This is a genomic window from Luteococcus sediminum (assembly GCF_054783495.1).
Map to the genome: position 1 here is coordinate 134,349 of NZ_BAAGQL010000021.1, position 11,464 is coordinate 145,812.

Here is an 11,464-nt window from a genome sequence, read left to right on the forward strand (position 1 = left end):
GCATGGGGGTTACTCTTTTTGGACGAGATCAATTGCTTGAAGCCCAGGAAAGGATTGCCAATGGCCCAGCGTGTGCACATCGTGCTCGAGGACGACATCGACGGCTCCGAGGCGGCAGAGACCGTTTCCTTTGCCCTGGACGGAGTCAGCTATGAAATCGACCTGAACGAGGCCAATGCGGCGAAGCTGCGCGACGAGTTCGCCGGCTGGGTCGGTCATGCACGTCGTACCGGTGGTCGCAAGGCGAGCGGCAAGCGCGCCAAAGGTCCGTCGGCCAATGACATCCGCGCCTGGGCGATGGAGGCGGGCCTGCAGGTGAGCAGCCGTGGCCGTGTCTCCGCCGAGATCCGTGAGGCCTACGAGAAGGCCCACGCCTGAGTGGTGGGGCCAGTCCGTTCGTCGGACCCCCGCCCGAGGGGCTGGAGCCCCATCGGTCCTCGTCGTCGGCGGGGCCGGGCAGTTGCCCGGCCCCGCCGACGCGTCTGTTCCCGTCCGGGTCATGCAAGAGGCGAAATGGTTGGCGCCGTCGGGAACAGGACGGGGCCTTGTGCGGTTACTAGACTTGACGCATCTGCGGCGCGACCGGACCCACCGGCAGGCGCTGCGCAACCCAGGCCTCTGGGCCTGCAGTGAGGAGTCCCATGTTTGAGCGCTTTACCGACCGGGCACGGCGCGTCGTCGTGCTCGCCCAGGACGAAGCCAAGATGTTGAACCACAATTACATCGGCACCGAGCACATCCTCCTGGGTCTGATCCATGAGGGTGAGGGCGTTGCCGCCAAGGCCCTGGAGCAGATGGGGATCTCGCTCGAGGCCGTGCGTTCCGAGGTCGAGGAGATCATCGGCCACGGCCAGACGGTGCCCACCGGGCACATCCCCTTCACGCCGCGTGCCAAGAAGGTGCTGGAGCTGAGCCTGCGCGAGGCCCTGCAGATGAACCATTCCTACATCGGCACCGAGCACATCCTGCTCGGGCTGGTGCGCGAGGGTGAGGGCGTCGCCGCCCAGGTGCTGATCAAGCTCGGCGCCGACCTCAACCGCGTCCGCAACACCGTGCTGCAGCTGCTGCAGGGTGGCCAGGGCAAGGAGGCCGCCACCGCTGGTGCCCCCGATGTAGGCCCGGCCCCCAGCTCGGCGACCGTCCTGGACCAGTTCGGCCGCAACCTGACGCTGGCCGCTCGCGAGAACAAGCTCGACCCGGTGATCGGGCGCGAGAAGGAGATCGAGCGGGTGATGGTGGTGCTGAGCCGCCGCACCAAGAACAACCCGGTGCTGATCGGAGAGCCCGGCGTCGGCAAGACGGCCGTCGTCGAGGGCCTGGCCCAGTCGATCGTGCGCGGTGACGTTCCCGAGACCCTGCGCGACAAGCAGATCTACACCCTCGATCTGGGCGCACTGGTGGCTGGTTCCCGCTACCGCGGTGACTTCGAGGAGCGCCTGAAGAAGGTGCTCAAGGAGATCAAGAACCGCGGCGACATCATGCTGTTCATCGACGAGATCCACACCCTGGTGGGTGCCGGTGCCGCCGAGGGCGCGATCGATGCCGCCAGCATCCTCAAGCCGATGCTGGCCCGCGGCGAGCTGCAGACCATCGGTGCCACCACGCTCGACGAGTACCGCAAGCACATCGAGAAGGATGCGGCGCTGGAGCGACGCTTCCAGCCGATCCAGGTGGCCGAACCGTCGATCGCCCTGGCCATCGACATCCTCAAGGGCCTGCGCGACAAGTACGAGGCACACCACCGCATCACCATCACCGACGAGGCCTTGGCGGCTGCGGCCAACATGGCCGACCGCTACATCCAGGACCGCTTCCTGCCCGACAAGGCGATCGACCTGATCGACGAGGCCGGTGCCCGGATGCGCATCCAGCGGATGACCGCCCCGCCGGACCTGCGCGAGTTCGACGAGAAGATCGCCGCCGTGCGCCTGGAGAAGGAGGCCGCCATCGACGGCCAGGACTTCGAGCGGGCTGCCTCGCTGCGTGACGACGAGAAGAACCTCCTGGCCCAGCGTGGCGAGAAGGAGGAGGAGTGGAAAAACAGCGATTCCGAGGCTCCCGCCGTCGTGGGGGAGGACGAGATCGCCGAGGTGCTCTCGGGTGCCACCGGAATCCCGGTCTTCAAGCTCACCGAGGAGGAGTCGAGCCGTCTGCTCAACATGGAGCAGGAGCTGGGCAAGCGATACATCGGCCAGCACGACGCGGTCAAGGCTCTCTCGCGCTCGATCCGCCGTACCCGTGCGGGGCTGAAGGATCCCAAGCGCCCCAGCGGTTCGTTCATCTTCGCCGGCCCTTCGGGCGTCGGCAAGACCGAGCTGACCAAGGCGCTGACCGAATTCCTCTTCGGTGATGAGGATGCCCTGATCACGCTCGACATGAGTGAGTACTCCGAGAAGCACACGGCCAGCCGCATGTTCGGCTCGCCTCCCGGCTATGTCGGCTACGAGGAGGGCGGCCAGCTCACCGAGAAGGTGCGTCGCAAGCCCTTCAGCGTGATCCTCTTCGACGAGATCGAGAAGGCCCACCCCGACATCTTCAACTCGCTGCTGCAGATCCTGGACGAGGGTCGCCTGACCGACGCCCAGGGCCGCGTGGTGGACTTCAAGAACACCGTCATCGTGATGACCACGAACCTTGGTTCGCGCGACATCTCGAAGTCGGTCAGCCTTGGCTTCAACCGCCAGGGCGACGAGGCCTCCAGCTACGAGAAGATGAAGGCGAAGGTCTCCGACGAGCTCAAGCAGCACTTCCGTCCCGAGTTCCTGAACCGTGTGGACGAGGTGGTGGTCTTCCACCAGCTCAACCAGGGCGACATCGAGAACATCGTGGACCTAATGGTGGCGCAGCTGGAGAGCCGTCTGAAGGACCGCGACATGGGCATCGAGCTCACCCCGGCGGCCAAGTCGCTGGTGGCCAAGCGTGGCTTCGACCCGTTGCTGGGAGCCCGTCCGCTGCGTCGTGCGATCCAGCGCGACATCGAGGACATCCTGGCCGAGAAGATGCTCTTCGGCGACCTGACCAGCGGTCAGATCGTGGTCGTCGACGTCGCGGAGGAGGGGGCGGAACTTCCCTTCACCTTCAAGGGCGTCCAGCGCACCGAGCTGCCCGACAGCCCGCCGGTCGAGTTCGCCGAGCAGCCCGCCTCGCCGGCGATCCCCGAGGCCGAGCAAGACACCGAGCAGCGCGCCCTGAGTGCCGAGGAGCAGGCACAGGTCGAGCAGCTGCACCAGCAGGAGCGTGACGAGCAGCACGGGGACCAGCAGGGCTGATCCCGACGGTCATCGCACGCCTCCGACGGGGGTGCACACCACCAGGTGTGCGCCCCCGTCGGCTTGTCGGACCGGCGTGTCAGGACGGTCCTGCGGCCGGCGCGGTTCCTTGTCCGGTGAGATTGTTGAACGGTCATGGGCCGCCGTTCGGGCTCCGGCGGTCCCCACCGGCCGGCTCCGACCGTTCCCACCCGAAGGTTTCCCCCACGTGTCCGAGATGTCCCCAGCGCGCGGCCGCACGGCACTGACCGTGCGTCTGCTCGGCCTCGGGTCCCTGGCCATGACCCTGTCCAACGAGACGCTGCCCTTCGTCCTGGAAGGAGTGCAGATCTCGCCGGCGACCTGGCCGGGCATGGTCGGCCTGCTCGCCGAGATCGAGCTCACCCGGCCGGTGGGGCAGCGGATCACGAAGTTCACCCTGGACGGCGTCCCGGTGGCCGGCGACCAGCAATTCGTCGTCGCGGTGAACAACTACCGCCGCAGTGGCGGTGGCAACTTCCCGCACATCGCCACGGTTGCGGTGGTGCACCAGCAGCAGCAGGAGATCCGCCAGCTGCTCATCGACTGGGCCCAACAACACCAGACGATCGGACGCCGACGCCTTCTTCGAGCCGAACTGGCAGCTGACGGTCGACGGCAGGCCCGCCGTCTGAGCCTGGCCGCTGCCCCGGCCCGCCGGATTGGTGGCAGGCTTCGACGAAGCGTCCTGCGGACCCACCGCGGGGCGCTGCGTCATTGTCGCGCGGTGGTGGTGCACACTGATGGTCCCGGCCGGTTTCGCCCAAGGAGCCCGCCCCCTCGAAGGAGTCGTCCATGGCCCGGTTCCGCCCGTCCGCCGCCCGCACGTGCGTCGCTGGCACGTCCGTCGCTGGTGTGGGGGGGGCCGCCCGTCTCGCTGCGGCGGCGGTCCTGTGCCTGGGCCTGGTCACCGGGGCCACCCCGGCAGCAGCCGCACCGGGTACGAGCGAGGACCCGCGCCAGGCGCGGGCCGAGGCCCGGATGGCCCAGCCCGTGCAGGTGCGGGCCCAGGCCACGGCCGACATGACCCCGGCCCAGGCGATCGTCACGATCAATGCCCACCGCTCCCGCCACGGCATCCAGCCGGTGACCCTCGACACCGCCTCCACCGCGGCGCTCAATGCCCACGCGAAATATGTGCAGCTGAACGTCGATGATGACGACTGGTACAGCCAGGAGCAGGGCATGCCGGGTTACACCGAGGCCGGAGCCGAGATCGCGCAGTATGCCGAGGTGCTGCCCTCGGTGACGCTGCGCGGGGCCGTGGCCCAAGCGCTGAGCGATCCCTACCTGCGTGAGAGCCTGCTGTTGGACCCGACCATGCAGACCATCGGCTTCGGCGGCTACTCCGAGGTGCGCACGATCGTCGGGCGCGCCTCCGGGCAGGCACCGACCGGCTATCCGCGCAGCCATCCGGCCGGTGCCAATGTCACCGAACTGCGCAACAGCGCCCCCTGGCTGGCGGGGGCCGGCTGCGGCGGCGCGGGCTTCCCGGTGACCGCGGCCTTCGACTACATGACCTACGGTGACCGGGTCGTCTCCTCCGGGAAGCTGCTGGCCGACGGTGTGCCCGTCGATGTCTGCCAGTTGCCCACCATGGCCCTGGGTGCGGCGCAGGTGGCGATGGTCCCGCAGCAGGCGCTACGGCCCGGCACCCACTACAGCGGCTCGATCACCGCCACCCTGGAGCGTCTCGATGGTGGCACGCAGAGCCTCACGCAGGCGGTGGACTTCAGCACCAGCTCGTCGGCCTCGAAGGTGACGGGGGACCAGACCGGCGACGGCTTCGCCGACGTGCTGGCCGTCAGGAACTCGGGCGAGCTGTACCTGTACAAGGGCCGCGGCAACGGCACCCTGGGCCACGGCTGGAAGGTGGGCCGCGGCTGGGACGCGATGAACTGGATCGCCGTGGCGGGCGACCTGAACGGTGACGGCCGCAGTGACCTGCTGGCCCGGCGCACCGACGGCACGCTGTGGCTCTACCAGTCCAGGGGGATGGGCACCTGGCAGGCGGGGCGCCAGGTCGGCCGGGGTTGGGGCGGACTGTCGGTGCTCACCGTAGTCGGTGATGTGGACGGCAATGGCCGCCCCGACCTGGTGGGCCGCACCGCGACGGGTGACCTGCTGCGCTATGAATTGGGCTCGACGATCAGAGCCCTGGGACGGCTCGGGCGGAACTGGAATGGCTTCACCCACCTCGCAGGTGTGGGATCCCTCAACGGTGATGCCAGTGCCGACATCCTCGCGATCCGCTCAGACGGCACCCTGTGGGCCTACTACACCAGCGCCGGCAAGATCACCTCCTACCGGCAGGCTGGGCGGGGCTGGAGTGGCTGGACCGGGCTCTTCGTCCCGGGTGATCTCAATGGTGACGGCCGGCTCGACATGATCGGTCGCAATCCGGCCGGCGAGCTGTACAGCTACCTCAACCGCGGCAGCTCCTTCTTCCCGGGCACCAGGGCCGGGTACGGCTGGCAGGACTTCCGCCTGCTGGCCTGAGCCCGGGCTGCCGACGTGCTGGCCTCAGGCGAACGCGGCCAGGGCGTCGATGGCCGCCTGCAGCGCACTGGCATGAGTGGCTGAGGCGACCTGTCCGCGGTGGGCGTCGACGACGCAGGCCTCCAGCGCCTCGCGCAGGTCGTAGAGGGCGCGGCGCCGTGCCGCGGCGGCCGACAGTCCGGTGCGGGGCGCGTCGAGGTCCATCAGCGGGTCGCCCCAGATGCCGTGGCCGTGGTCGAGCAGGGCCAGTCCTTCGCCGGTGTCCAGCAGGTCTGCCGGGTCGGTATTGGCCCAGCACCAGACTGCCTCGGTGACCTCGTCGAGGCAGTCGCCACGGTCGAGCACGAGCTGGTGCAGGTGCTCGACATCGACGTCGAGCTGCTGGCCGACCAGCTGGGCGTCGGCCAGCAGGTCCTCCACGATGCTGGTGAAGGCGTCCTGCCAGGAGCCCTGGGGGCTGGCACCGGCCCGGCCGAAGCCGTCGCCGGAGATCTGGTGCAGGGCGGCGAAGGTCTCGGCCAGGCGGGGATCGCCGGCGCCGAGACCGGCGGGGTGGCCCTCGACGTGGGACATGGCGAACCATTCGGCGTCGACCAGTTCGTGGGAGTCGTCGTGGTGGTGCATCTGGGGCGCGGTGATGCCGGTGTGCTCGGCGACCATGTGAAGTGCCTCGACCTCGGCGCCCAGCTGGTCGGTCTCGTGGCCCATCGACGGCAGGTGGGGTGGCGGTGCGATCTTGAGCACCACCTGGCGTCCGTCGCGCAGGGCGGTGCGCAGGACGAGGTTGCGCGAGGTGGTCGACAGGGCGTGCACGACGGGCTCCTCGCGCGGCGCCCGGGGGCCGTAGGCGTGCTCGAGCATGCGGCGCAGGGTGCGTGCGTCGAGGGGTCGGGCGGCCCAGGCGGCGCCCGGGTCGAGCTCGTCCATGGTCCTCCTCGGGTGCCGTGGCCGGGTGCGGCCGGTGCGTCCAGCCTAGCCCGCCGGTGGTGGTGGCCCGGGGTGTGCGCGGCCCACAGCATTCTCTTGGCCGCTGCTGCCTACAGTTCTGGGGTGACTGAACAGTGGCCGACAGCCGATTCCCAGCCTGTACGACGCCAGCGTCCCCAGCTCGAGGTGGTCACCTATTCCATCATCGCGGTGTGCATCGCGGTCTGGTTGGCGCAGCGGAGTGTCCCGGGTTTCACCGAGCTCGTGGCGCTGAGTCCTGCGCTGGGCGAGGTGGAGCCGTGGCGCTTCGTCACCTCGGCCTTTGCCCACTCCGAGTGGATCACGCACATCCTGTTCAACATGTTCGCCCTGTGGTCGGTGGGCCGGTGGATGGAGCTGGCACTGGGCCCCGCCCGGTTCGCGGCGCTCTACATGGTCAGCGCGCTGGGCGGTGGCGTTGGTTTCGTGTTGCTGGCCTTGCCGCCTACGGCCCAGAACCCCGCGGGGGTGGGTTGGTACAACGGCGTGGTGGGCGCCTCGGGCGCGGTCTTCGGGCTCTTCGGGGCGCTGTTGGTGATGTACCGCCATGTCGGGGCCTCGTCGCGCTCGATGTGGGGCGTGCTGCTGGTCAATGCGGTGATCTCGTTCACCATCCCGGGGATCGCCTGGCAGGCACACCTGGGCGGCTTCATCACGGGCCTGGTGACCGCGCAGCTGATGACCATGGCGGTGCAGCGCACTTGGAAGGGACTGCCGAATCGCACCTGGCAGTGGACCGGGGCGGTCGTCGTCGTGCTGGTGCTCGCGCTGGTGGTGCGCTATGTGACCGTCTGATCCAGACGTGCTTGGGGTTGCGGCGTCTTCGGGGCGAGGATCTGAAACTGGTGCGAGCCGGGACTACCTGACGCGATCCTGAACGAATGTCCCACAATAGTTATGACGGGCGTGCGAGATGGCAGGCTTCGGGGTGTCGGAAGGTCCGATGTCCCCCACACGGAAGCAGTCCCCCATGATCACCCTGCTCATCGTCCTGGCCACCCTCTGGATCACCGCCCTGGTCGTCATCACCCTTGCCGGCAACTCCACCAGCGCCATGGCCGACCGGGCCCTGTCCTCCGACGAAACCATCGTCGTCAGCCCTTCGCGCGAGCACTCCAGTCTGGCGGCCTGAACAGCCCAACACCGCCGCGCACCGGACCGCCGCGCACCGGCGCGGCACCCGCAATTCCAGCGGGGGCAGCACGATGGCGGGGTGACCCGTTCGACGTCTCCGCTCCCATCGGGACGCGCAATCCAGCGCTCAGCGCGCCACGGCACCCGCGGGCCAGTGGATGCCATTGCCGTTGAGCTGACGGTCGCGCACCGCCAGGCCCACCGCGGCCAGCAGCACCACCACGATCACCGCATAGGCGGCCATGCATCCCTTGGCGGCGCCATGGGAGGCGGTCACGCCGAAGTAGACGGCCGTGATCATGGCATTGCCGATCGCGGTCGCGGTGCGCTCGGCCGCCGACTTCACGCCGCCTGCCGTCCCGCCCGAGTGCACCGGGACGTCCTGCAGGCTCAAGGTCTGGTTGGCCGAGCCGACTGCACCCACGCCCAGGCCCGACAGGCCCAGTGTCAGCAGGAGCCACCAGAAGCTCACCTGCCAGGTGTCCACCGCCCACACCACGACGAGGCTGCCCAGCACGCCCAGCGTGCACAACAGCAGGCCACCGATGATGATCGGGCGCCCCATGCGCAATGCGTGACGCCCCGACCACATCGCCGACCAGGCCGAGGCCGCGGCATTGGGCAGGCCGATCAGGCCAGCGGCGAAGGCCGAGGCGTGCAACCCGTTCTGCAGGTACATGGCCACCGTGACGAAGATCGAGGTGGCGCCCAGGAACTGCACCGCCGAGGTGGCGGTGCCCATGGTGAAACTCGAGTGCCGAAAGAGCGCCAGGTCCACCATCGGGTCTCCGCCGCGCGCCTTGTGCCAGGTCTCCCAGCGCACCCACACCCACAACAGGCCCAGCGCTGCCGGCACCAGCGCCCAGACCAGCCCGCCGGACTTCAGCGTGAAGGGCAGCATCACGCCAAGGATCGCCAGAGTCAGCAGCAGGGCGCCCACGGGGTCCAGGTCGACGTGCGAGCGCGCTCCCTGCCGGCGCGCGCCGCCGTCGGCCGTCACCCGGCGTGCGGCGTGATGGGCACGTTCGGTCTCGAAAGGCAGCCAGCGCAGAGCCAGCAGGATCCCGGCCAGGCCCATCGGGACCATCAGCAGGAAGGACCAGCGCCAGCCGTCCTCGGCCCCGATGGTGCGGATGATGCTGCCGGCGAAGACCGGGCCGATGGCCACCGAGACCGAGACCACCATGCCGAGCAGGCTGAATGCCCGGGCCCGGCCCTGACCGCTGAAGTACTGCTGGATCATGCCCATCGTCTGCGGGTTGAACAGCCCCGCACCCAGGCCCTGCAGCAGCCGCGCCCCGTTCAGCATGAAGGAGTCCGTCGCCAGGCCACAGCCCAGCGATGCCAGCGTGAACAGTGCCAGTCCGGCGATGTGCAGGCTTCCCCGGCCGAAGACGTCACCCAGGCGCCCGGCCGGCACCAGGGCCACGCCGAAACTCAGGGCATAGCCCGACAGCACCCACTGCAGGTGGGAGGAGGAGGCTTCGAGGCCCACGCCGATGCTGGACAGGGCGACATTGATGGAGCTGATCTGGATCAGGCTCATCGCCACCGGCACCAGCAGCACCGCCAGGATCTTATAGCGGTGGAAGGTGCGATCGGTGTGCTCGACGGTGATCACGTTGCGGTCTGGGGTCACCAGCACGTTCTACGAGATTGCCGCCCGCCGGGCAAGCCGATGCCACTGGTTGTCCCCGCGGGGGTGACTGCTCACTAGTCTGGTCGTCATGCTGTTGGTCGCCTGGGGAGCCCTGGTGCTGGCCGCCGATTCGGTGCTCAATGGTTTCGACCTGTTGCCCGATGCCATCGGCTGGGGCCTGGTCACCGCGGGGCTCGTCGAGTCCCGGATGCCGGACGGCCCGCGCGTGCTCCTGCTGGCTGTCGCCGGGCTGGCCTGCTCCCTGCTCGACTTCGCCGTCTTCTTCAGCGAGAGCGCGCCACCATGGCTCGGCCCCGCGCTGCACGCGGCGGCAGGCCTGGCGTGGATGGCAGTCCTGTGGCTGCTGCTCGCACGCCTGGCCGACGGGCTGCACGCACAGCAGTCGTCGCGGGCCCATGGGGTGCGACGGCTGCTGGTGGTGCTGGAAGTCTTGCTGGCCCTGCAGGTGCTGTGGGGCCTGGCGCAGGCCCTGCCGGGAGTGGTCCAGTGGCCCGCCGTGGGCGTGCTGCTCGCCATGGCGGTCCTGCTGGCCCACCTGCCGCTGGTCAGGCTGGCTCAGCGGGCGGCTGCGATGGCGGCCTCGTAGTCCTTGAGGAAGGACTTGCACTGACTCCGGGGCACCAGCTTCATGCCCTTGTGGTTCGGGCTGCCATAGGTGCAGTTGACCACGCTCTCGGCCAGGCGCTCGCGGGGCGACTGCTTCCAACGGGCCAGGGAGCCGTTGTGGTAGTAGGAGTCCTTGACGTCGAAGTAGTTGCCCTTGGCATCGCCCAGGCCGACGTAGCCGTAGAGCTTGGCACGCCTGGCGGGGGTGGTGCGGTACTCGACGTGGTGGGTCAACTCGTGCAGCGTCGCCTTGCCCACCTGCTGGTTGGAGGTGCGCCTGGCGCTGTAGTTGACCACGATGGTCTTGCTGGCCAGTTTGGCGACGCCCGAGGTGCCGTAGGCCAGGCTCTGGGAGCAGACACGCCTGGTGGGCATCGTGGAGAAGTTGTAGCCGGCGACGGTGCGGGCCTGCACGATGGCGCACTTGGAGCTGGCGGCCTCTGCCTGCGTGGGGGCGGCGATGGCCAGGCCGGCGGTCAGCGAGAGGGCGGCGAGGGCGCGGAGGGCGGTGCTGTTCACGGTGGGGGATTCCTTGCGACGGGGGCCTTGGCAAATCCCCCGAGTCGCAGCTCCCCAGCTGCGGCCGCCACGAGGGCGACTCGGATGAGGTTAACCTTTCGTGGGCGTGTGCCCCGGCCGCCCCGCCAGCTACGATGCGGCATCGCAGTCCGGGGGGTGCCGGGACGGGCCCCACCGAACCTGGTGTGACAAGGCCCTGTGGAGATCCAGTGGTTTAACCGATTCAGTCGGCGGCGCTGGCCGGTCTTCAGAACCCCTTCAGCGCCAATCCAGCTGCCCACGGGTGTCCCGGCCAGGTGCGACGACCAGGTCGGCCAGCTGCTGGGGGCTGTGTCGTTGCCAGTGCAGCTCCTCCTGCTCGGCCCAGGTCTGCCACCACGGCGCATAGCCCTCACCATCGCGGTCCAGGGCCCGCCGGCGCCTGGTGGGCTCGTCCAGCTCCACCCACAGGGCCAGGTCTGCCAGCTCCCGCGAGGCAGGAGTGAGCGCTCCGCAGCCCTCCACGACCATCGGGCGGGCGGGGTCCAGCGCCACCCACTCCCCAGGCGCCTGGCGTTGCCAGTCCCATCGGCGGTAGCCCGGGTCCCGGGGGCGCAGGATCGTCTCGTGGACGGCGCGCGAGCCCGCCGCCAGGCCATGCCAGCCCGGGTAAGCGTCGTCGAGGCTCACCAGCTGCACCTGCTCGCCGCACAGCTCGCCCCAGGCCGCGCAGAGCCGACGGGCCAGCGTCGTCTTGCCCGAGCCGGAGCCACCGTCCACCAGGATCCGGCGCAGCGTGGCGGTCATGATGAGG

The 11,464-nt window shown here is 69.2% G+C and carries 9 protein-coding genes and 2 pseudogenes; 7 read left to right on the top strand and 4 right to left on the bottom strand.

The window, feature by feature from the left end; genetic code table 11:
- Positions 1-60: 60 nt before the first annotated feature.
- The 4 genes and pseudogenes from ACYVKA_RS12175 (at position 61) to ACYVKA_RS12190 (ending at position 5,786) form a co-directional block, all read left to right on the top strand.
- Positions 61-378: a histone-like nucleoid-structuring protein Lsr2 gene (locus tag ACYVKA_RS12175; protein ID WP_394277642.1), complete on the top strand. Its 318-nt coding sequence runs from the start codon at positions 61-63 to the stop codon at positions 376-378.
- A 263-nt stretch (positions 379-641) separates the two neighbouring features.
- A pseudogene (locus ACYVKA_RS12180) lies at positions 642-3,125 on the top strand (ATP-dependent Clp protease ATP-binding subunit); the annotation flags it as partial.
- Positions 3,126-3,621: 496 nt separating this feature from the next.
- Positions 3,622-3,717 (top strand): annotated as a pseudogene (locus ACYVKA_RS12185) (hypothetical protein); the annotation flags it as partial.
- A gap of 365 nt (positions 3,718-4,082) precedes the next feature.
- Positions 4,083-5,786 (top strand): FG-GAP-like repeat-containing protein, encoded by a 1,704-nt coding sequence (locus tag ACYVKA_RS12190; protein ID WP_460705738.1) that lies wholly within the window; start codon positions 4,083-4,085, stop codon positions 5,784-5,786.
- A gap of 24 nt (positions 5,787-5,810) precedes the next feature.
- On the opposite strand, the gene ACYVKA_RS12195 is transcribed toward ACYVKA_RS12190, so the two are convergent.
- Positions 5,811-6,713: a phosphotransferase family protein gene (locus ACYVKA_RS12195; RefSeq protein ID WP_460705740.1), complete on the bottom strand. Its 903-nt coding sequence runs from the start codon at positions 6,711-6,713 to the stop codon at positions 5,811-5,813.
- Positions 6,714-6,836: 123 nt separating this feature from the next.
- Here ACYVKA_RS12195 and ACYVKA_RS12200 point away from each other — a divergent pair, with 123 nt between their 5' ends.
- Positions 6,837-7,547 (top strand): rhomboid family intramembrane serine protease, encoded by a 711-nt coding sequence (locus tag ACYVKA_RS12200; RefSeq protein WP_460705742.1) that lies wholly within the window; start codon positions 6,837-6,839, stop codon positions 7,545-7,547.
- A 175-nt stretch (positions 7,548-7,722) separates the two neighbouring features.
- Positions 7,723-7,884 carry a hypothetical protein gene (locus tag ACYVKA_RS12205; RefSeq protein ID WP_394276155.1) on the top strand — a complete coding sequence of 54 codons (162 nt, stop codon included), beginning with the start codon at positions 7,723-7,725 and terminating at the stop codon, positions 7,882-7,884.
- Positions 7,885-8,013: 129 nt separating this feature from the next.
- Here the strand turns inward: ACYVKA_RS12205 and ACYVKA_RS12210 are convergent, their stop codons facing one another.
- On the bottom strand, positions 8,014-9,525 hold the full coding sequence (locus ACYVKA_RS12210) for an MFS transporter (protein ID WP_460705744.1): 1,512 nt from the start codon (positions 9,523-9,525) through the stop codon (positions 8,014-8,016).
- Positions 9,526-9,613: 88 nt separating this feature from the next.
- Here ACYVKA_RS12210 and ACYVKA_RS12215 point away from each other — a divergent pair, with 88 nt between their 5' ends.
- Entirely contained in the window at positions 9,614-10,132 is a 519-nt protein-coding gene (locus tag ACYVKA_RS12215; protein WP_460705746.1) for a hypothetical protein, read from the top strand.
- Here ACYVKA_RS12215 and ACYVKA_RS12220 read toward each other — a convergent pair.
- Positions 10,102-10,671, bottom strand: a complete 570-nt coding sequence (locus tag ACYVKA_RS12220; protein ID WP_460705748.1) for a hypothetical protein — start codon at positions 10,669-10,671, stop codon at positions 10,102-10,104. The two genes, ACYVKA_RS12215 and ACYVKA_RS12220, sit on opposite strands and share 31 nt — an antisense overlap.
- Positions 10,672-10,929: 258 nt before the next feature.
- Positions 10,930-11,457, bottom strand: a complete 528-nt coding sequence (locus tag ACYVKA_RS12225; protein ID WP_394276151.1) for a nucleoside/nucleotide kinase family protein — start codon at positions 11,455-11,457, stop codon at positions 10,930-10,932.
- Positions 11,458-11,464 lie beyond the last annotated feature (7 nt).

Excerpts from the sequence above, each read along its gene's own strand:
- ACYVKA_RS12175 (WP_394277642.1), top strand. The coding sequence starts at position 61 with ATGGCCCAGCGTGTGCACATCGTGCTCGAGGACGACATCGACGGCTCC.
- ACYVKA_RS12190 (WP_460705738.1), top strand. The coding sequence starts at position 4,083 with ATGGCCCGGTTCCGCCCGTCCGCCGCCCGCACGTGCGTCGCTGGCACG.
- ACYVKA_RS12195 (WP_460705740.1), bottom strand. The coding sequence starts at position 6,713 with ATGGACGAGCTCGACCCGGGCGCCGCCTGGGCCGCCCGACCCCTCGAC.
- ACYVKA_RS12205 (WP_394276155.1), top strand. The coding sequence starts at position 7,723 with ATGATCACCCTGCTCATCGTCCTGGCCACCCTCTGGATCACCGCCCTG.
- ACYVKA_RS12215 (WP_460705746.1), top strand. The coding sequence starts at position 9,614 with ATGCTGTTGGTCGCCTGGGGAGCCCTGGTGCTGGCCGCCGATTCGGTG.
- ACYVKA_RS12225 (WP_394276151.1), bottom strand. The coding sequence starts at position 11,457 with ATGACCGCCACGCTGCGCCGGATCCTGGTGGACGGTGGCTCCGGCTCG.